The organism is Lacicoccus alkaliphilus DSM 16010 (assembly GCF_900142805.1).
GTDB classification, from domain to species: domain Bacteria; phylum Bacillota; class Bacilli; order Staphylococcales; family Salinicoccaceae; genus Lacicoccus; species Lacicoccus alkaliphilus.
The window spans coordinates 647,352-667,150 of record NZ_FRCF01000002.1; the positions used below are offsets into that span (position 1 = coordinate 647,352).

A 19,799-nucleotide genomic window follows, 5' to 3' on the forward strand; every position below is an offset into this window, starting at 1 on the left:
GGAAAATTTTAATATTAATCTACATCAACAAACACTTTCTTGGAACTTTCATGATTCGTATTGGACATGATGATGCGGATCGCTTTGATCACGCGCCCGCGCTTACCAATGACACGGCCGACATCCTCACTGTGCACAGATACTTTATAAGAAATATTGTACTTCGTTTCTTCTGAAGTGATTTCCAAGTCCTCCGGATGCTCAAGCATCGGTTCAAGAATGGTTTGCAGTAATTTTTCCATATAGATTATTTCCCGAGTTTCTCGTTATGGAATCTTTCCATAATACCTTTGCGGCTGAGGATGTTGCGGACCGTGTCGCTTGGTTTCGCACCTTCTCTTAACCACTCGATCGCTTTTTCTTCATCCAGAGTGATGTTTTCATCCTCTTTGGATACCGGGTTGTAGGAACCGATCTGTTCTATGATGCGTCCGTCCCTCGGACTTCTTGAATCTGCAACGACTATGCGGTAGTAAGGGTTTCTCTTGGAACCCATACGTGTCAATCTTAATTTAACTGCCATTTGAATAACTCCTTTCTCTCTTCGATTTCACTTTTAATACTATACCAGATAATAAAAAACTTGTAAAGGGCTTTCCCTTTACAAGTTTTTCCGCCATCCTAAAACGGCAGCTGCATATTCCCAAGCGGATTTTTCTTCTTGCCTTTTCCGCTCGTCATCTGCTTCATCATCTTCTTCATGTCCTGAAACTGCTTCAGCAGACGGTTGACTTCCTGCAGTGAACGTCCCGATCCTTTGGCGATCCTTTTCTTTCTGCTTGCATTCAGCTTTTCGGGTCTCTCACGTTCCTCCATCGTCATGGAACGGATGATCGCCTGGATGTGGTCGATCTCCTTCCCGCTCATCTGCATCTTATCGAGACCTTTGATCTTGTTCGCGCCCGGCATCATCTTGAGCAGCTCATCCAACGGGCCGAGTGTTTTCACCTGATCCATCTGTTCGAGGAAGTCGTCCAGGGTGAAGCTCTGATCTTTGATCTTCTGCTCCATCTTCTTCTGTTCATCCATATCGACATTGGTCTGTGCTTTTTCAATGATTGAAAGCATATCCCCCATGCCGAGGATCCTTTGCGCCATGCGGTCCGGGTGGAAAGACTCGAGTCCGTCCATCTTCTCGGATACACCGACGAATTTTATCGGCTTTTCAGTGACCGAACGGATGGATAGGGCGGCACCGCCGCGTGTGTCCCCGTCCAGCTTGGTCAGCGTCACGCCGGTGATGTCGAGCAGGTTGTTGAAGGACTCCGCGACATTCACGGCATCCTGACCGGTCATCGAGTCGACGACCAGCATGATTTCATCAGGGCTGGCAATCTCTTTGATGTCCTTCAGCTCATTCATCAGATCCTCATCGATGTGCAGGCGTCCTGCCGTATCGATGATGACCGTATCGTGGTGCTCCTCTTTTGCATGTTCCAGCGCTTTCGTTGCAATTTCCTGCGGCTTCACCTGATCGCCCAGGTTGAACACCGGGATGTCGATCTGTTTTCCAACCGTCTCCAGCTGGTCGATCGCTGCCGGACGGTAGATGTCCCCCGCCACGAGCAGGGGTTTCTTATTGTGGTTCTTTCTCAGATGCAGGGCAAGTTTGCCTGCGGTGGTGGTCTTACCCGCACCCTGCAGGCCGACCATCATGATGACGGTCGGGGGCTTCTGAGCAAGGTTGATCTTCTGGTTCTCCCCGCCCATCAGTTCGGTCAGCTCTTCCTTGACGATTTTGATGACCTGCTGACCCGGGGTCAGCGACTGCATGACATCACTGCCGAGGGCACGTTCCCGCACCTGGCCGATGAACTGCTTGACCACTTTAAAGTTGACGTCCGCTTCAAGAAGTGCCAGACGCACTTCACGCATCATCACTTTGACATCGGCTTCCGAAACTTTACCTTTGCTCTTGATGCGGTCCATGGTGGCCTGAAGCCGTTCTCCTAAACCTTCAAATGCCATTATTACTCCTCCTCCAGAGTTTCAAGTTCATTTATGACTGCGTCTATCTTATTGAAATCCTGATTTTTTATATACTCCCTGATCTGCTGGTAACACTGCTGCCTCCTGATGAAGTCGCTGTACAGTCCCAGATTGGCCTCATAATCCTCAAGCAGATCTTTAGTACGTTTTAAATTATCATATACCGCCTGTCTTGTCACTTTCAAAGTATCTGCAATCTCGCTGAAAGAATAATCCTCCAGATAATAAAGTTCCACGTAGGCACGCTGTTTTTCAGTCAGCAGGGAGTGATAAAAATCGAACAGGTAATTGATCCTGGTGGTGCGTTCGAGTTCCTCAGTCATCCCTATCCACCGCTTCTTCCGCAGCTTCATCGATCTCATCGGACTGATGGATCATATCGGCAAAAAGACCGTAGACGTAGTTTTCCGCATCAAACTCCTGCAGATCATCAAGCTGCTCACCAAGACCCACGAATTTCACCGGGATGCCGAGCTCGTTTTTGATGGCGAGTACGATTCCGCCTTTTGCGGTGCCGTCAAGCTTCGTCAGGACAATCCCTGTGACATCGGTCACTTCCTGGAACGACTTCGCCTGGATCAGGGCATTCTGCCCGGTCGTCGCATCCAGTGTGAGCAGCACTTCATGCGGTGCTTCGGGCACCACCTTCTGGATCACTTTCTTCATTTTTCCGAGTTCATTCATCAGGTTGCCTTTATTCTGCAGGCGGCCGGCGGTATCACAGATCAGCACATCGGTACCGCGGTTCTTAGCTGCATTCACAGCATCATACATGACTGCTGCAGGGTCGCTGCCCTCCCCCTGCCTGATGACGTCGGCCCCGACGCGGTCGCCCCAGATCTGGAGCTGGTTGATCGCACCGGCACGGAAGGTGTCGCCTGCTGCAAGCATGACCGATTTACCTTCATTTTTATATTTGTGGGCCAGTTTACCGATGCTCGTCGTTTTACCGACGCCGTTGACACCGACGACCAGGATCACCGTCAGGCCATCTTCTTCGATGTGGACTTCTTCGGAAAGCTCGTCATTGCGGTTGTAGATCTCGACCATCTTCTCGACGATCGTCTCTTTCAAATCTTCCGTTTCTGTAATGTTTTTAAGCTTTGCTTCCTGCCTCAGTTCTTCAGTCAGCTCCAAGACCGTATTGAATCCCACATCCGCCCCGATCAGGACCTCTTCAAGCGCTTCAAAAAAGTCCTCATCGACTTTCCTGTAGACTGACATCAGCTGGTTGATCTCCGTCTGGAATTTGTCCCGGCTTTTTTCAAGGCCCGCCTTGAATTTGTAGGTGATCTGCTCCTGTTCCCATTCTTCAAATTCATCGATGCTAATGAGACCGTCATCCAGGTTTTCATGCTGCTGTTCTGCCGACGGCAGGTCTTCGGTCGTCTTTTCAGGTTTGAACTTCTTCTTAAAGCGGTTAAATATACCCATTTATATACACCCCAATATCATCTTAATCAGACTTTCGTCTCTTCGTACTCTTTTAAATCCACGCTGATCAGCTGGCTGACGCCGCGCTCCTGCATCGTCACGCCGAATAGCCTGTCAGCCGTTTCCATTGTACCTTTCCTATGCGTGATCACAATGAACTGCATATCCATGGAGAGCTTCTTCAAGTACTGTGCATAACGCACCACATTCGCTTCATCCAGGGCAGCTTCCACTTCATCCAGGATGATGAACGGGCTCACTCTCACCTTCAGCATGCTGAACAGCAGGCTGATTGCCGTCAGTGCCCGCTCGCCGCCTGAGAGGAGTGACAGACTCGAGAGTTTCTTGCCCGGCGGCTGGGCATAGATTTCAATTCCCGAGTTCAGATAATCATCCGGGTCGGTCAGCCTCAGCTCGGCAAGACCGCCGCCGAACATTTCCCTGAACACTTCGCCGAACTGCCCGTCCACTTCGTGAAATGCGTCCTTGAACCGGACAGTTACGGTCTCATCCATTTCCGCAATCACTTCCAGCAGCGTTTCCCGAGCTTCCAGAAGATCCTCTTCCTGGCTTTTCAGGAAAGTGTACCGTTCATTGACAGCTGCATATTCATCGATTGAACCAAGATTGACCGGTCCGAGCTCCTCGATGCTTTTCTTGTTCAGGTTGATCTGGAGCCTCTTATCCTCAATGTTTTCAAACTCGGTGAACCGGCCGCTTTCACGTTCATACGTCGTCTTATAGTTGTCTGCAAGGTACTCGATCTTCTGCTCCAGCCGGGTGTCCAGCTTCTCTTTCACGCCGGTGGCATGCCTCAGTGTATTCTGGACTTCTTCCGACTGCCTGTAGATTGCTTCGCGCTGCCTGCCCGCTTCCTGGTACTCGCCTTTCAGGCTGTACTGCAGGTTTGAATGTGCATCAGCTTCTTCATACAGCACCTCAAGGGCCCTTTTGAGTGACTGCCGCTCTTCAATCAGGGTGTTGACATCCAGGGTGCTCAGGTCGAGCGAGATGATCTCCTGTTCATTTTGGATTTCATCCATCGTTGCGGTGATTGCCTCGAGCTCCCCGGACAGCCTCGAGCGCTCGCTTTTCTTATGGTTGTAGCGCTCCTCTGCCTTCGTCAATTCATTCTGTATCGCATTGTACTCATCGGACAGCGTTTCAAGTTCGGCCTTTTTGTCTTTATCTGAAGCACTGATGAGACGTATATGTTCATCCAGCTGTTTCAATTCGGCGTCTTTCTTCCTGATCTGTTCAGTGAAATCCACATCGTCATACTCCGGTGCCCTTGCAGAAATTTCATCTTCAAGCATCCGTATGGTCTCTTTTCTTGAAGAAAGCTGGTAGGACAGCGATGCAGCAGACTGTTTAAGTGCATCATGACGTTCACTTTCCGTCCTGCCGGCCTCTTCAAGGTTTGAGAGCTCCATATCCACATCGGTGATCGCGGCACTTAAAGTCCGTACTTTCTCTTTTTGGCCGGCAATGAGCATTTCGTGCTCATTCAACTTTTTGCCGATTTCATCAATCTCACTCTTCGTCTCAAGGACGGAACCCTTGGATTGCTTTGAACCGCCGCTCATTGCCCCGCCCGGGAAGACGGTCTCGCCGTCGAGCGTGACGATTTTCACGCGGTGGTTCGTCTCCTTTGCGATGGTGCTCGCATCATCGATGTTTTCAACTACGACGGTCGTGCCGAGGAGGTGCCATAGGATATTCTCATATTCCGCATTGATATCCACTGCTTCCGCCAGCACCTGTGCCTCCACACGTGAATGTCTCACCGTGTTCAAAAGCGATTCGGAAAGGGTCCGCTTTTTTATGACATCAAGCGGGAGGAACGTCGCAAATCCCCGTTTCAATTTCTTCAGGAACTGGATGGCTGCCCTGGCATCGGCTTCCGACTGCATCACGATATTCTGACTTGTAGCGCCGAGAGCCGTATCGAGTGCAGTCACATATTTCGGGTCTGCCTCGATCAGTTCACCGACGGCACCTTTGATACCCTTCAGTCCCCCGTCGTTTTGAAGGACTGCACGGACACCGGGGAAGTACCCCCTGTATTCGTTCTGCATGCTTTTCAGCATATCGAGGCGGGACTTCTGCCTTTCGAAATACGTGAGGCTTTTTTCATACGTGTCATTTTCCCCGCGGTATTCCGAAGCCAGCGCACTCCTCTGCTGCTGCTTTTCCTTGAACTGTGTCCTCAATGACGTGAGCCGTGCTTCACTTTCTTCCTCTGCCTGTTCCTTCTCCTTCAATTCAGCTTCCATATCAGAAACTTCATTGGTCAGTTCCCGAAGTCTTGTCCGCTGCTGGCTGAAAAGGGAGTGCTGATCATTCAGCATCTCTGCGTTTCTTTTCCGTTCATTCTCAAGGGTCGTCTTATCGACCATGAGCGCATAGTACCGATCTTTCAAATTTTCAATTTCATCGCTGTGGTCCCTGTTCAGGTAAGCCCTTTTCTGATCGGTCTCCTTCAATGAATGCCGTAAATTGCTGATGGCCGCACCATACTCCCCGAGCCCTTCATCAATGTCCGAGATCATGGCTTCAAGTGTCTCCTTTTCGGATACTGCCTTCTCAAGACGTCCCGAAAGCTCTTCCTTCAGCTGGCCCTTGTTGGATTTCCTTTCTTCAAAAAGGGCGATCTTACCATTGAGCTGCTCGAGCTTTTTGGATGTTTCGACAATTTTCCTGTTGATCGATTTGGATGCCGCGTCTTCCTCATCACGTGCCGTGCCAAGATCCGCAAGTTTCTCATCGAGGGCGGATGTCTCGCTTTTGTACTGTTTCAGAAGTGTTTCCGACGCCGTGATCTTGGTGTTCTCTTCCTCCAGTTTTTTCAGGAGGTGGTTGATATCATATATGCTGACTTCGATATCCGCTTTTTTCATCTCATCTTTCAAAGCCAGATACTCTTCGGCGTTGGCACTTTCGATTTCCAGTTTATCGAGGCGCCCCGAAAGTTCCCCGACGATATCATTGACCCTGTTCAAATTATCCTTCGTATCTTCCAGGCGCTTTTCGGATTCTTTTCTGCGGAGCTTATATTTCATGACCCCCGCGACCTCTTCGATCAGCACTCTCCTCTCATCCGGGCGTGCTTTCAGGAGTGTGTCCACTTCGCCCTGCGAAATGATGTTATAAGCATTTCTGCCGAGACCGGAATCCAGGAACAACTCCGTAATTTCTTTCAGGCGGACACGTTCATCGTTGATGAAGTACTCACTGTCGCCGTTTCTGTACAGCTTCCGCATGATATTGACCTCATCCGCCTCAACCGCGAGTCCGCGTGCACCGTTGTCGAGCGTCAGCTTCACGGACGCGGCGTTCATCGGTTTCCTGGATTCCGTCCCGCTGAAAATGACGTCTTCCATCTTGATGCCGCGGATGGTTTTTGCGGATTGTTCACCCAGCACCCAGCGGATGGCATCGGTGATGTTGCTCTTGCCGCTGCCGTTCGGTCCGACCACGGCGGTGAGGCCGCTGTCGAACTTTATATCTGCTTTATTCGCGAATGATTTGAATCCGTTCGCTTCGATTGATTTCAAATAAACCATTTCCTGACTCCTACCCGTGAATCTCAAGCAATGCATTTTCAGCAGCACGCTGTTCCGATTCTTTTTTAGACCGCCCGCTGCCTATGCCGAGCCGTTTTTGGCCGATGAAGACCCCGCTTTCGAAGTTTTTGCTGTGGCTTGGGCCCGATTCGTTCAGCAGCCTGTATTCCAGCTCTTCTTCAAACCTTTTATGTGCCTCTTCCTGTAATAATGTTTTATAATCGACCACCGCATTATAATGTGCATCCTTAATATCCACAAAGACGAATTTCTCCAAAAATTCGTTCACGGCCCCGTGGCCTTTCTGAATATAAAGTGCCCCTAAAAAGGCTTCGAATGTATCCGAAATGATTGACGGCCTGTTCCGCCCTTCCGTCTTTTCCTCGCCTTTTCCGAGTATGATCAGTTCAGGCATTTTCAATTTTACAGCGAATACCACAAGTGACGGTTCACACACTATGTTTGCCCTGAGCTTCGTCAGATCGCCTTCCGGCAGCTTTGGAAACTTATTGTAGATGAAGTCTGACACCATCAATTCTAGTACAGCATCGCCCAAAAATTCCAGACGCTCATTATTATAGATTTTATTGAGATGCAGGTCATTTATGAAAGAGCTGTGCATGAACGCCTGCCGGTAAATCTCATGGTCGCCCAGATCCATTCCGATCCGTTGTTGAAATGCTTTGAACAGCTTGTCGAATGTATGGACTTTGCGTCTTGCCAATTTATCATTATCAATCTTATTTGAAACTACTTTCATGAGTGTCTCACCTCTATACCTTTAGTGTATCCAAAAGAGTTTGTCCGGAAAAGAAATTCATAAATAAAATCCACTTGAAAAAGTGGATTTTATCAATCATCAATTATTTTTCTAATTTGTCGATATAGTCAAGAGCATCGCCGACTGTGACGATTTTCTCCGCCTCTTCATCTGGAATTTCCATTTCGAATTCGTCTTCAAGTTCCATTACAAGTTCTGCAATGTCCAATGAATCCGCACCAAGATCATCTTTGAAAGATGCGTCTTTAGTCACTTTATCTTCGTCAATTCCAAGTTTGTCGACGATGATGTCTTTAACTTTGTCAAAGTTTGCCATATGTCTCACCTCCCTCTAATAATATCATAGCGGCTATCCCATGTACATACCGCCGTTGACGTGGATAGTCTGTCCGGTGATATAGTCTGCCCTGCCGCTTGCAAGGAAGGTTACGGTATCCGCTATATCTTCGACGCTGCCGAAATGGTTCAGCGGAATCTGCCCGAGCATGCCTTCCTTGATTTCATCGGACAGCACATCAGTCATCTCGCTCTCTATGAAGCCGGGAGCGATGGCATTGACCGTGATGCCTTTCGGGGCGAGCTCGCGCGCCACGGAACGGGTCAGCCCGTCTATCCCCGCTTTTGAAGCCACATAGTTCGCCTGGCCGGCGTTGCCGAGGGAGGCGACGATGCTTGAAATGTTGATGATTTTGCCCGACTTCTGTTTCAGCATTGGACGTGACACATTCTGGATGACGTTATACGTCCCTTTCAGGTTCACATCGATGACACGGTCGAAGTCCGCTTCCTTCATCCTCATGAGGAGACCATCCTTTGTGACGCCTGCATTGTTCACGACGAGATCGATCGAACCATGCGCATCAGTGATGTGCTTGATCATCTTCTTGACATCATCGTAGATCTCAACGTGGCACTGATGGATTTCCGCACTGCCCCCCGCATCTTCTATTTCCGCAACGACCTGCTTCGCCTTGTCTTCGGAACCTGAATAATTCACGATCACGTGGTAGCCTTCGCTGCCGAGCGCAAGTGCGATCCCTCTGCCGATACCTCTTGAAGCACCTGTTACCAGCGCTGTTTTAGTCATATACATGCTCCTTTACTTGTTCTAGTGTGTCCAGATTTTTAACCTTGATCGATTTGTCGATCTTGCGCACCAGTCCGCTGAGCACTTTCTTCGGCCCCGCCTCGATGCCTGAGGTGACGCCGAGGGCGGCAGCACTTTCAATGCATTCGACGAAGCGCACAGGATGCGTGATCTGCTCGACCAGCTGGCGCTTGATCGTCAGTCCGTCGGTCTCCGGCCGGGCACTCACATTTTGGATGACCGGTACCTCTGCTTCATTGAAAGTGATGTCTTCAACGAAAGTTTCGAATTCTTTCTGGGCTTCCTTCATCAGATGCGAGTGGAAGGCTCCTGAGACATTCAAAGGCATGACGCGTCTCGCACCCGCTTCTTTCGCCTTTTCACTGAAAGCATCCACCGCTTCGGCATCCCCCGATACCACGACCTGGTCGGGCGCGTTGATGTTCGCCGGCGCGACCCTGGCCGACTCATTCGAGACTGATTCGCACAATTCAACGAGGTCAGAATGATCCATCCCGATGACCGCCGCCATCTTACCGCCTTCAGAATGGCTCATGAGCTCACCGCGCTTCTGGACGATCCGCGCGCCGTCCCCGAGTGACAGAACCCCCGCATGAACAAGCGCCGGGAGTTCGCCGAGACTGTGGCCGAGCACGTATTCACCCTTTAATCCGGCCGCCTTCGTCACCGCAAGGGAATGCGCGAATAATGCGGGCTGGGTGAATTCCGTCCGGTTCAGCCGTTCATCTTCTTCAAACATGATGGCTTTCAGGTCGAAATCCAGCTCACTGAATATCCCATCCAGCACTTCTTTTGCAGCTTCATCATTTCCATACAAGTCTTTTGCCATCCCGCTGTACTGGGCACCCTGGCCCGGGAATAAAATGATTTCACTCATGATTGTCCACCCACTTTGGCTTTGATTTTTTCAAGTGCGCCGCTTTCCGCCATGCGCACAGCCTGCCTGACGGCATTGTGGATCGCACGGGCATCGCTTGAACCGTGTGCCTTCAGGACATAGCCGTCGAGGCCGAGAAGCGGGGCACCGCCCACTTCCCGGTAATCGAGCAAATCTTTCACCCTGCCGAAGTCATTTTTCAAAACGGCGGCTGCGAGTTTATTTTTGGTGTTCTTCAGGAAGATGTCCTTGATCTCGGTCATCATGGACTTCGCCGTCCCCTCGATCGTCTTCAGCACGATATTGCCGGTGAAGCCATCGGTCACTGCGATGTCGATCGTACCGGAAATGATATCCCGCGTTTCAAAGTTGCCGGTGAAGTTCAGATCACTTTCTTGCAGCAGTTCAAAGGCAGCCCTTGTGATTTCGTTGCCTTTATTGTCTTCACTGCCGATATTGACGAGGCCGACTTCCGGATTCTTCCTGCCTTCGATCTCCTCCATATAGATGCTTGCCATTTCTGCGAACTGGTACAGATGTTTCGGCTTATTGTCGGCGTTCGCACCCATATCCAGCAGCATGATGCCCTTGCCTGATGTGTTCGGGATGAGCGAGGCGATGGCCGGGCGTTCCACGCCTTTAAGGCGGCCCACCACGAAGAGTCCCGCACTCATGATCGCACCTGTGTTGCCTGCGGATACACATGCATCCGCTTCGCCGTCTTTCACAGCTTTCGCCGCCCTGACGAGTGAGCTGTCCTTCTTTTTCCTGACCGCCCTGACCGGGTCATCTTCAGATTCGACTTTTTCCGTCACTTCGATGAATTCGATCTGCGGGTGATCTCCGTTGTAGCTCCCCTCCAGACCGTAGGCGAGGATTTCAAGCGTACCGTCGTCTTTCACGGCTTCCATGATGCCTTTTGTGACTGCTTCCGGTGCATTGTCGCCACCCATTAAATCCACAGCAATTTTAACCAATCTCATCACCCTCATTTGAATAATACATGACAAACCGTCCTTTGAAGATCAGCCTGCCGTCCACCTTCGATTCCACTGTGATGGCTGCCTTATTGTTGTCCATTTCATTGACCACAGCTTTTGATATCACTTTATCATGCAGTTTTGCCTGCCTTATGAATTCAATTTCCGCACTTTTTGTCAGTGCAAGCGGTCTGTTGATCACTGCCACACACAGCGAGTTCGCCTGCGCAAATAAAAAATGCCCTCTTGCGATTTCATTGCGCTCAAATACATGACCTTCTTCGATGATGAAAAGGCTGAGCGCCTGGGCATTCAAATCTATATCTATGATTTCACCGATGACTTCCTGGAGGGACAGGCTTTTGATCTTGTCCACTTCCTCCGTTGCCACATTCTTGATGCGCTCCCTGAGTTCAGGGATGCTGAGCTCCAGCCGGTCCAGCCGGATGGTCTGGATGCTGACTTTGAAAATATCGGCAAGTTTTTCATCGGTGAGGAACGGATCTTCATTGATCCTTGTGAGCAGTATTTCCTGACGTTCGTGCTTCTTATATTTTGTCATTTTAATACCTCATTTAGTAGTTGGTACTAAAATCAGTATATATAAGTGCCTGCATGATTTCAAATGATTTTATGCAATTCATCATCCAAATTTTCATATGCGGTCAGGCAGACATAAAAAGCGCACTTTCATAATTGAAAATGCGCTTTTTGAGTCATCAACTGATGATCAGGTCGACAAGCTCCTTTGCTTCAAGCCTGCCGAAATAGTGATTCAGGTCGACTGACTTCAGTGTCTGTTCCAGCTCACCCCGCTCGGCTCGCGTGCCGATCAGTACCGCTTCCACATCTTTGATGTCGCCTTTGCCGAAGAAGTCGCCGTGGATCGAGCAGCTGGCGATCCTTCCGGCCTCTATCTCCAAAGATATTTCGACTGTACCGGCATTGAGCCGTGCATCCCGGTTATATGAGTGACGCGGCGATTTGCCGTAGTTCCAGTCCCAGTTCTTATACTTCTCTTCAGCGAGCAGATCGATCGCCTGCCAGTCTTCATCCGTCAGTTCATACCGTTTTGCTTCACTGACGTCATCGATCTGGAGGAATTGCTGTATGATGAGGTCTTTGAACTCCGATGTCGTGACATCTTTATATTCAGGCGCCAGATGCTTCCTCAGTGACGTCACGCGTGACCTGATGGACTTGATGCCTTTGGAGTCGATTTTTTTACGGTTGGGGTTCAGCGCCCTGACCATCGCCTCGGGATTGATGTCGAGGAGGAGTGAAAACCCGCCGTAAACCCGCCCGTGGGAGAGGGTCATCGCGGCACCGGATACCTTTTTCCCGTCGATGACCAGGTCGTTCCTGCCGCTCTGCTCGACATTGTCCACTCCCAGGTTTTTGAGTGCCTTGATGACCGGCTCGTACATTTTCTTGTAATCACCGTACACGCCGCTGTCTTCAGGGACGAGGAAGCAGACGTTCACCGCCCCGTCATCGACGAGTATCGCACCACCGCCGGTCTCTCTCCGCACCAGAGCGATGCCGTTCTCATCAAGATAGTCCTGATTGACTTCGGATGCCGCATTCTGGAACCGTCCAATCTCTATCTTGGGATCGCAATAGTACGGAAAAAGGATGCCTTCATCCAAAAATACATTTTGCTGCACATGCACCTGCACCGCGGGTGCATAGGCCCCGTCCGTGATGTATTCACCGTTTCTGTATGGTTCGATCAGATACATTCAAATCACCCTCCATGTGTCAATGCCCTGCCTGCATTCAATATATTTTCCCGGATATCGCCTGTCAGTGCCACGGTCTGCGGCCTGACTGCTTCAGGAATCCGATATGTCTTCTGGTTCATCGGCACGTAGACCGCCTCTTCATTCCTGCGGGTCATCCGCCAGAAAGGCTGCTTGATGAACTGCGGCGTAGTATACCCGACCCCGATTTCAAGGTACAGCACCTTGCCGGATCTGTTTTCTTCCAAAAATGACTCGTACCTGCGGCGGTCGGCTTCAAAAGCGTCATCTTCCACCATCCCTTTCTCCGCTGTGCGCTTGTTGAGTTCCATCGGGGCATCACACTCCGGACAGCGCGGGATGAGTTCGGGCGGAATTTCCATGTCTTTCTGCACGCTGACCATTTCACGGATTTTTTCATCATGACGGTAAGTCTGCTGATGGCAGAAGGACGCACACTGCCACAGTATGTATTCCCCCTGATAATAGAACACCTTGTCCATATCGTAATCAGCGGCATAAAATGCATTGTCCGCATTCGTCGTGATGACATGGTAGTTTTTATCTTCGATCATTTTCCTAAGGGTGATATAACCCTCCCCTGCAGGCTGGTCGAGATAGTTCAATTCGACGAAACGGCTTTGGAATGCCCAGTATTCCTGCAGTGTGGGAAAGTCGAACAGGCTCGCCTGCAGCATGTCGAACCATTTATACTTCTCAATGAAATCCGGGAAATTCCGCTTGAAGCGGTCGCCCGTATATGTAAACCCGTCAGCTGCGGACATGCCTGCACCGATTCCGACCACTATCGCATCCGCCTCATCAATCAACCCGGCAAGCAGCCGGCTTTCATCCTTCTCATTTTCTAAAGTCTTCCAATTTTTCATTCAGATACGACCTTTCCTAAATTAAATGCGCCTCATAAATCTTCAGATCCTCTTCATCAAATACATTGAATATGACTTCCAGACCCGAACCCGTCTCCTCTAAATAATTCCTGACCGTATCGACGGCAATCTTCGCGGCCGCTTCTTTCGGGAAGCCGAACACGCCTGTCGAAATGCTGCAGAAAGCGATGTTCCGGATGCCGTTTTCATCGGCAAGCGAAAGGCAGCTGGTATAGCATTTGCGGAGAAGATCTGCCTTCATCGCAGTCACCCTGCCCTCACGTACGTAAGGTCCGACGGTATGGAGTATATATTCCGCCGGCAGGTTATATGCAGAAGTGATCTTAGCACGCCCGACGGCTTCCTTCCTGCCCTGCCGCTGCATCAATTCCGCGCATTCCAGGCGCAGTTCCACTCCCGCCTTCGTGTGGATGATATTATCGATGCAGTCATGGTTCGGGATGAAGCAGCCGAGCATATCCGGGTTCGCCGCATTGACGACCGCCTCAGCCCGGAGCGTCGTGATGTCCCCCTGCCACAAGTACAGCTGGGCCGCCACCGGGGACAGTGCATCTGAATCCGTGATGCCTGCTGCGTTATATTCAGCCAGGAAAGCATCCTGGACATCGATGAACTCACCGGCGGCGGGCCGGGCCGGCCGCCGGTTGGCGAGACCGCGGAACATCGCGAACCGTTCATCAAAATGCTCCGGTATGGGTCCTTTTTCCTTCATTTCCTGCTGCATATACGAAATTAAAAAATGCAGCCTTTGGAGTTGAGTCATCATTCTTACCACCCGATCCCTAAAAAATAAGCCTGCATTCGATGCCGGGACATTTGAACGCAGGCTTAAAAATTAAATATTAGTATGCATTAAGCATTTTCCAGCGCATTGAATTCAGCTTCATCCACCTCTGCCAGTTTTACAACCCAGCTTTCATCCGGGTCGGCAGAATTTAAAAGTTCAGGTGCGTCCTCAGCTTTTTCATTGACCGCCACGATTTTTCCGCCGATCGGCGCAGTCAGGTCGAGCACCGTTTTGGAACCTTCAAGCTCCAGCACCGAATCATCTTTTTTGAGGGTCTTTTCTTTGGTGAATTCAACAAACCCGACCGTGCCGATATCATCCTGCAGTTCCGGTGTCATGATGAGCTTGTACTCCTCACCGTTTTTTTCAACCCATAAATAATTTGCGACTTTTCTCATTCGTTACCCTGCTTTCCATGTTTTTTTATTTTCAGCTCCGACGCGATCAGATCAAGTGCACGTGCACGGTTCTCCGATCCCGGCATGAGCGGGATGAGGAGCAGTTCGTCCGCATCCAGTGCCTCGGCAATGGAAGAGAGTTCGGCAGCTGCGCTCTCTTTATCCCCGACGATCATCCGTGTGCGGTTCTCCCCGATTCTTTTCCTGTCTGTTTCAGTATAAGGATAATTCTCCGCAGTTTCAACCGACGGCATGCGGTCGAACTCACTGAAATTGTCTTTGCCCAGCAGCCACAGGTCAAGTGCAGCTGCAAGCCGGTCGGCTTCCTCAGCCGTATCGGCCACGACGACGAAAGGTGCGGCCATCACCGCAGGTGACTTCATGACAGCGGAGGGCTGGAAGTTTTCCCTGTAAACACGGATGGCTTCCCGGCCGGCCGCCATCTTATCTTCCGAGGCATAGGGAAAGAGGCCGAACGTGTAGCCGATGCCCTGCCGTGCGGCGACAAGCGCCGATTTCACGCTTGTACTGAGCATCCAGAACTCGGGGTTGGTCCGGCTTTCCGGATTCGCGGTGAGATCGTTGAAGCGGTGCTCCGGATCATCCGTATTGGTCACATATTTCAAAATATCACTGATATTTTCTTCATACCGCTGCTTTCTCCGCCGCGTTTCATTCAGCGCCTTATTGACGATTTTCGTGCCGATCGTATTGCCGATCCCGAGGTCCACACGGCCGGGGTGCAAAGTTTCAAGCATCCTGAAATTCTCTGCGACTTTCAGCGGGCTGTAGTGCGGAATCATGACCCCGCCGGAACCGAGCCGTATCGAATCGGTCTCCCCGAGCAGATGCATCATCACGAGTTCGGGGCTGCTGCTTGCGAATGCACTGACATCATGATGTTCAGCCATCCAGAATCTGCTGTAGCCGAGCGCCTCCGCTTTTTTGCATAAGTCGACCGTTTCCTTTAAAGCATCCGCCGCCGATAATCCTTCATCGACGACCGCATAATCCAGTACATTGAGTTTTATCATCCATACAAATCCTTTGGCATTTATTTCACATATGTATATCGTCAATTATAACTATGCATATTTTACCCGTCAATCCACACAGCCGGCGTTGACATAAATCCGTTCTATTGCTAATTTGAAATAATGATTCAAGAACAGATGAAATTCAAAGGAGTTAAGAGATGAACAGTAAATATGCACCTTTATTCGTACCCCTCGTCTTTAAGAACGGCATCCGGCTGGATAACCGCTTCGTCCTCTCGCCGGTCATCACAAATTCCTCAACCGTCGACGGCCACGTCACAGAAGAGGATGAACTTTACCACAGGAGACGGGCAGGTTCTGCACCGATCCAGGTGACGGGTGCTGCATATATAGAACCGTATGGACAGCTTTTCGAATACGGCTTCAGTGTGGCCGATGACCGGACGATCCCGGGTCTCACCAGGCTTGCGGATGCGATGAAGAAAGACGGGGCAAAAGCGATACTCCAGCTGACACATGCAGGACGTTTCTCCAATCAGGCGATACTCGACCTCGGCGTCGTCTACGGGCCGAGCTTCATGGAATTGAATGTTCCGGTGAAACACCAGGTGCTGCCGATGACGAAGCGCAAGATCGACATGGTGATCAGGCAGTACGCAGATGCGGCGAGGCGCGCGATCAAAGCGGGCTTCGACGGCGTGGAAGTCTCCGCGGCACAGCGCCTCCTCATCCAGACTTTCTTCTCGAAGTTTTCAAATCAACGTGAAGATGAATACGGAGCCGCCACACTTGAAGACCGCTCCCGCTTCGGACTCGAAGTGATACAGGCGGTAAGTGATGTCGTAAAAGAAGAGGCGCCGGATGACTTCATCTTCGGCTTCAGGGGCACACCGGAAGAAACGCGGGGCAATGAAATCGGCTACACCGTCGATGAGTTTTTACAATTCATAGACTGGGCTGAAGAGATTACCGACATACATTACCTCGCGATCGCCAGCTGGGGAAGGAACATTTATCAGAACACCGTGCGCGCTGAAGGTCCGAGCCAGGCTGAACCTGTCAATAAAGTGGTCCATGACCATGTCAAAAACAGGATTCCGATGATGGCGACCGGCGGCATCAACAGTCCGGACAAGGCAGTTGAAGCACTACGTCACGCCGACATGGTCGGCGCTTCCACCCCGTTCATCACGGAACCCGACTTCGTCCGGAAAATTGAAGAGGGCCGTGAGGATGAGATCAATCTGCAGTTCACCATCGATGATCTGGATGACCTGAAAATCCCGACGGCTGCATTCAAGGATATCGTGAGAATGATGGATTACGGCGAGGGCCTGCCAAAAGAGACGAGGGATGAACTGAGGCGGCTCGCCGAAGAAAAATGAAGCCCGGTTAAATCTTAAAATGCGCTGGGCCATCAGTCCTTAAAAAAGTATTAATTGAATGAAAGAGACAAAAATTCCGTACGTTTGACTCCCGGGGGAACAGCATCTGCGCAAGACTACAGGCTTGCGCGATGCCCCATGAAAGCAAACGTACGGATTTAATTGTTCATATAAAATTCGGTCCCAGCCTCTTTTTGTTAACTGCAGGCTTTGAATCCTCATTCATTGAATGATTTCCGCTTTGACGATCATGCGCTCTTCAAACAGCAATGTTTCGGGATTGTAATCATCGCAGGTGATGAGGGTGAGCTGCTGTGGATCGCCTTCAACCTGATCCATCACCCCGACTTCGGAAGGGTCGACATTGAAAATCTCCGTAATCTCATACTCCCTCACTTCATCGCGTGTGCTGAGTTCCACCGTATCACCGATGGAAGCCCGGTCGAGATAGTTGAAACGGATCCCCGCACCTTCCACTCGGTGCCCGGCGATCGGTATATTCTGCATATCGAGGTGATCACCTTCATGGACGAACGATATGCCATTGCGCAGCTTGGCTTCGGTGACAGGACCATAGTACAGCGGTTCGCTGATGTCCGCACTGTCGATGTTGAGCACTCCTGCCATCTCATCACTGATGTTGATGCCGCTTTCAGGCCCGTCCCCTGTGTCCGCCGAAACACTGCTGGCCGGTTCGATTCCGGTGATGAAGCTTTCGACCTGATTGATCCTCACATCTTCATCACCATTCTGAAATGCTTCAACCAGCCTTTCATTGACACGGTCGGTGAAAAGTTCCTGGATGTCCTGCCAGAAAAACAGCACGGCCGCCGCGCCGATCAAAAGCACACCGACTGCCCTCATCATCACTCTCATATTGGATCCTCCATATGTTCGAATTCACTGATCGCTTCTTTCCTTGCATACTCGAGCATCCGGTAATCCTCGATCAGATCCGCAACTTTGAACTGCGGCAGGCCACTCTGTCGGACACCGAAATAATCCCCGGGGCCGCGCATTTCCAAATCCCGCTCGCTCAGTTCAAAACCGTCCGAGGTGGAAGTCATGATCTCCATCCGCAGCTGCGCATTCTCCGTCTGGGGCTGGCTCACAAGAATACAGTAACTCTGCCTGCTGCTCCTGCCGACACGCCCCCTTAACTGATGGAGTGTGGAGAGGCCGAAACGCTCAGCATTGAAGATGACCATCATCGTCGCATTGGGGACGTTTATACCCACTTCGATGACGGTGGTGGAGATGAGTATCTTCTTTTCAAGCGTCTCAAATAAATGCATCCCGTGGTTCTTCTCTTCCGGTTTCATCCTGCCGTGGACAAACTCCACTGTCTCCGTGCCGAAGCGGTCCACGAATGAGTGATAGATTTCATTGACATTCTTCAAGTCCAGCGTCTCCGACTCCTCGATCAAAGGTGCCACGACATATGTGCTGTAACCGTCATCCAGCTGAACCTGCACCTCGTTCATCACATGGTCGAGCTCATCGAAGGTATGCCATGAAGTTTCTACAGGCTTCCGGCCTTTCGGCATCTCCCGGATGATCGATACATCCATATCCCCAAAAGCCGTGATCGACAGGGTCCTCGGAATCGGGGTCGCCGTCATGTACAGTATATTTTTACGGTATGACTTCCGCTCCAGCTTCTGCCTCTGATTAACGCCGAACCTGTGCTGTTCATCGATGATGATGAAAGACAGACTGTTGAATTCGACATCATCTTCCAATACGGCGTGGGTGGCGATCAGCAGATCGATTTCCCCGAGCCTCAGCCTTTCCAATATACGGCTTTTCTCCTTTTTTGAAGTACTGCCGGTCAGTCTTTCAATCGTCAACTCTTCCTTGAACGTCTCTTTGAACGATTCATAGTGTTGATTGGCCAGCACCTCCGTCGGCACCATCACGACACTTTGTTCGCCGATTGTCCTGAGGGCATACACACATATGCCGGCAACGATCGTTTTACCGCTCCCCACATCACCCTGCAGGAGCCGGTGCATGGAGATATTCTGTTTGAAATCCCGGCATATATCGTTGACACTCGTTTTTTGATCGCCCGTCAATTCAAACGGCAGTGTCGTGATGAACCGTTTCAGTTTCCCGACGTCATAATCAATGATGAAGTGATCATCACGCACACGTTCCGCCCGGCGTTTGTGCATCAGCTTCATCTGAAACTGATACAGCTCGTAAAACTTCACAGTTCTTCTTGCATGATGCAGCCTGTCCTGACTGCCGGGGAAATGCAGTTCATACAGGGCCTCCCGCAAACTCCAAAGCTGGTATTTACTTTTCAACGGCTCGGGCAGATCATGATTGAAGTGATGGTGATCAAAGACCTCCCGGACCAGTTTGGTGAAGGTTTTCGCATGCATGAGCCGGTTCAGGCTGTACCTGACATTATACCCCGGGGATGTATCGAAGATCAGACGCTGGCCGCTCATTTCAATTTTATTCTTGTCGAATTTACCGTACACCCTCGCAAATTCACCTGCAATCAGTTTTTCCTTCAAATACGGCTGATTGAAAAAAACGACCTTCGTATAGATGCCGTCAATGTCCATGAAACATGTGAGACGGCTCATGCCGCGCCTGAAGAAGGCAAGTTTGGGTTCGGTTTTGACCGTCCCCTCGACAGTGATCGAGCTGCCATGCTCCGCTTCACGCAAATCCACGACGGACTGATCGACATAGCTCGTCGGCAGATGGAAGATGATATCGTTCACATCACGTATATCAAGCTCATGAAGTTTCCCTGCCGTTTTTTCACCTACACCCTTCAGTTCACTTACAGGCGTGCCGGGAGTGATGACTTCATACATCGCACACAT

Annotated in this window: 20 protein-coding genes; 1 reads left to right on the forward strand and 19 read right to left on the reverse strand. The window is 50.5% G+C overall.

Going from position 1 to position 19,799, the window contains the following annotated elements; genetic code table 11:
• Positions 1-14 precede the first annotated feature (14 nt).
• The 17 genes from BUA12_RS03465 to BUA12_RS03545 form a co-directional block, all read right to left on the reverse strand.
• Positions 15-242 carry a KH domain-containing protein gene (locus tag BUA12_RS03465; protein WP_072708327.1) on the reverse strand — a complete coding sequence of 76 codons (228 nt, stop codon included), beginning with the start codon at positions 240-242 and terminating at the stop codon, positions 15-17.
• Positions 243-247: 5 nt separating this feature from the next.
• Entirely contained in the window at positions 248-523 is a 276-nt protein-coding gene (rpsP, locus tag BUA12_RS03470; RefSeq protein ID WP_072708329.1) for a 30S ribosomal protein S16, read from the reverse strand.
• Positions 524-621: 98 nt separating this feature from the next.
• A complete protein-coding gene (gene ffh, locus BUA12_RS03475; RefSeq protein ID WP_072708331.1) occupies positions 622-1,968 on the reverse strand; it encodes a signal recognition particle protein in 1,347 nt (448 codons plus the stop codon).
• Between the two features lie 2 nt (positions 1,969-1,970).
• Positions 1,971-2,312 (reverse strand): putative DNA-binding protein, encoded by a 342-nt coding sequence (locus tag BUA12_RS03480; RefSeq protein WP_072708333.1) that lies wholly within the window; start codon positions 2,310-2,312, stop codon positions 1,971-1,973.
• Entirely contained in the window at positions 2,305-3,423 is a 1,119-nt protein-coding gene (gene ftsY / locus BUA12_RS03485; RefSeq protein ID WP_072708335.1) for a signal recognition particle-docking protein FtsY, read from the reverse strand. Before ftsY ends, BUA12_RS03480 begins: the two co-directional genes overlap by 8 nt.
• A 26-nt stretch (positions 3,424-3,449) precedes the next feature.
• Entirely contained in the window at positions 3,450-6,989 is a 3,540-nt protein-coding gene (gene smc / locus BUA12_RS03490; protein WP_072708337.1) for a chromosome segregation protein SMC, read from the reverse strand.
• A gap of 10 nt (positions 6,990-6,999) precedes the next feature.
• Complete coding sequence (gene rnc, locus BUA12_RS03495; protein WP_084669873.1) at positions 7,000-7,749, reverse strand: ribonuclease III; 750 nt, start codon at positions 7,747-7,749, stop codon at positions 7,000-7,002.
• A 103-nt stretch (positions 7,750-7,852) separates the two neighbouring features.
• Positions 7,853-8,086 (reverse strand): acyl carrier protein, encoded by a 234-nt coding sequence (locus BUA12_RS03500; protein ID WP_072708339.1) that lies wholly within the window; start codon positions 8,084-8,086, stop codon positions 7,853-7,855.
• A 33-nt stretch (positions 8,087-8,119) separates the two neighbouring features.
• Complete coding sequence (gene fabG / locus BUA12_RS03505) at positions 8,120-8,857, reverse strand: 3-oxoacyl-[acyl-carrier-protein] reductase (protein WP_072708341.1); 738 nt, start codon at positions 8,855-8,857, stop codon at positions 8,120-8,122.
• Positions 8,850-9,755, reverse strand: coding sequence for an ACP S-malonyltransferase (gene fabD, locus BUA12_RS03510; protein ID WP_072708343.1), 906 nt, complete (start codon positions 9,753-9,755; stop codon positions 8,850-8,852). The genes fabG and fabD overlap by 8 nt, the downstream gene beginning before the upstream one ends.
• The gene (gene plsX, locus BUA12_RS03515) at positions 9,752-10,732 is read right to left on the reverse strand and encodes a phosphate acyltransferase PlsX (RefSeq protein WP_072708345.1); all 981 of its coding nucleotides are present in this window, start codon (positions 10,730-10,732) and stop codon (positions 9,752-9,754) included. The genes fabD and plsX overlap by 4 nt, the downstream gene beginning before the upstream one ends.
• Complete coding sequence (gene fapR / locus BUA12_RS03520) at positions 10,725-11,297, reverse strand: transcription factor FapR (RefSeq protein WP_072708346.1); 573 nt, start codon at positions 11,295-11,297, stop codon at positions 10,725-10,727. The genes plsX and fapR overlap by 8 nt, the downstream gene beginning before the upstream one ends.
• 157 nt (positions 11,298-11,454) lie before the next feature.
• Positions 11,455-12,477 (reverse strand): lipoate--protein ligase, encoded by a 1,023-nt coding sequence (gene lplA / locus BUA12_RS03525; RefSeq protein WP_072708348.1) that lies wholly within the window; start codon positions 12,475-12,477, stop codon positions 11,455-11,457.
• Between the two features lie 5 nt (positions 12,478-12,482).
• Positions 12,483-13,364, reverse strand: coding sequence for an SIR2 family NAD-dependent protein deacylase (locus BUA12_RS03530; RefSeq protein WP_072708350.1), 882 nt, complete (start codon positions 13,362-13,364; stop codon positions 12,483-12,485).
• 16 nt (positions 13,365-13,380) lie between these two features.
• Positions 13,381-14,160 carry a protein-ADP-ribose hydrolase gene (locus BUA12_RS03535; RefSeq protein ID WP_415735765.1) on the reverse strand — a complete coding sequence of 260 codons (780 nt, stop codon included), beginning with the start codon at positions 14,158-14,160 and terminating at the stop codon, positions 13,381-13,383.
• A gap of 77 nt (positions 14,161-14,237) precedes the next feature.
• The gene (locus tag BUA12_RS03540; protein ID WP_072708353.1) at positions 14,238-14,570 is read right to left on the reverse strand and encodes a glycine cleavage system H family protein; all 333 of its coding nucleotides are present in this window, start codon (positions 14,568-14,570) and stop codon (positions 14,238-14,240) included.
• Positions 14,567-15,604, reverse strand: a complete 1,038-nt coding sequence (locus BUA12_RS03545) for an LLM class flavin-dependent oxidoreductase (RefSeq protein ID WP_072708355.1) — start codon at positions 15,602-15,604, stop codon at positions 14,567-14,569. Before BUA12_RS03545 ends, BUA12_RS03540 begins: the two co-directional genes overlap by 4 nt.
• Positions 15,605-15,765: 161 nt before the next feature.
• On the opposite strand from BUA12_RS03545, the gene BUA12_RS03550 reads away from it, so the two are divergent.
• Positions 15,766-16,953 (forward strand): NADH-dependent flavin oxidoreductase, encoded by a 1,188-nt coding sequence (locus BUA12_RS03550; RefSeq protein ID WP_072708357.1) that lies wholly within the window; start codon positions 15,766-15,768, stop codon positions 16,951-16,953.
• Between the two features lie 222 nt (positions 16,954-17,175).
• Here the strand turns inward: BUA12_RS03550 and BUA12_RS03555 are convergent, their stop codons facing one another.
• Together BUA12_RS03555 and recG are read right to left on the reverse strand one after the other, a co-directional pair.
• On the reverse strand, positions 17,176-17,829 hold the full coding sequence (locus BUA12_RS03555; RefSeq protein WP_072708359.1) for a class A sortase: 654 nt from the start codon (positions 17,827-17,829) through the stop codon (positions 17,176-17,178).
• Entirely contained in the window at positions 17,826-19,799 is a 1,974-nt protein-coding gene (recG, locus tag BUA12_RS03560; protein ID WP_072708360.1) for an ATP-dependent DNA helicase RecG, read from the reverse strand. Before recG ends, BUA12_RS03555 begins: the two co-directional genes overlap by 4 nt.

Bases quoted from the DNA above. Each gene is read 5' to 3' on its own strand.
- BUA12_RS03530 (WP_072708350.1), bottom strand. From the start codon at position 13,364: ATGAAAAATTGGAAGACTTTAGAAAATGAGAAGGATGAAAGCCGGCTG.
- BUA12_RS03555 (WP_072708359.1), bottom strand. From the start codon at position 17,829: ATGAGAGTGATGATGAGGGCAGTCGGTGTGCTTTTGATCGGCGCGGCG.
- ffh (WP_072708331.1), bottom strand. From the start codon at position 1,968: ATGGCATTTGAAGGTTTAGGAGAACGGCTTCAGGCCACCATGGACCGC.
- BUA12_RS03480 (WP_072708333.1), bottom strand. From the start codon at position 2,312: ATGACTGAGGAACTCGAACGCACCACCAGGATCAATTACCTGTTCGAT.
- fabG (WP_072708341.1), bottom strand. From the start codon at position 8,857: ATGACTAAAACAGCGCTGGTAACAGGTGCTTCAAGAGGTATCGGCAGA.
- recG (WP_072708360.1), bottom strand. From the start codon at position 19,799: ATGTGTGCGATGTATGAAGTCATCACTCCCGGCACGCCTGTAAGTGAA.
- fapR (WP_072708346.1), bottom strand. From the start codon at position 11,297: ATGACAAAATATAAGAAGCACGAACGTCAGGAAATACTGCTCACAAGG.
- BUA12_RS03545 (WP_072708355.1), bottom strand. From the start codon at position 15,604: ATGATAAAACTCAATGTACTGGATTATGCGGTCGTCGATGAAGGATTA.
- rpsP (WP_072708329.1), bottom strand. From the start codon at position 523: ATGGCAGTTAAATTAAGATTGACACGTATGGGTTCCAAGAGAAACCCT.
- rnc (WP_084669873.1), bottom strand. From the start codon at position 7,749: ATGAAAGTAGTTTCAAATAAGATTGATAATGATAAATTGGCAAGACGC.
- smc (WP_072708337.1), bottom strand. From the start codon at position 6,989: ATGGTTTATTTGAAATCAATCGAAGCGAACGGATTCAAATCATTCGCG.
- BUA12_RS03550 (WP_072708357.1), top strand. From the start codon at position 15,766: ATGAACAGTAAATATGCACCTTTATTCGTACCCCTCGTCTTTAAGAAC.
- BUA12_RS03540 (WP_072708353.1), bottom strand. From the start codon at position 14,570: ATGAGAAAAGTCGCAAATTATTTATGGGTTGAAAAAAACGGTGAGGAG.
- BUA12_RS03500 (WP_072708339.1), bottom strand. From the start codon at position 8,086: ATGGCAAACTTTGACAAAGTTAAAGACATCATCGTCGACAAACTTGGA.
- lplA (WP_072708348.1), bottom strand. From the start codon at position 12,477: ATGTATCTGATCGAACCATACAGAAACGGTGAATACATCACGGACGGG.
- fabD (WP_072708343.1), bottom strand. From the start codon at position 9,755: ATGAGTGAAATCATTTTATTCCCGGGCCAGGGTGCCCAGTACAGCGGG.
- BUA12_RS03465 (WP_072708327.1), bottom strand. From the start codon at position 242: ATGGAAAAATTACTGCAAACCATTCTTGAACCGATGCTTGAGCATCCG.
- ftsY (WP_072708335.1), bottom strand. From the start codon at position 3,423: ATGGGTATATTTAACCGCTTTAAGAAGAAGTTCAAACCTGAAAAGACG.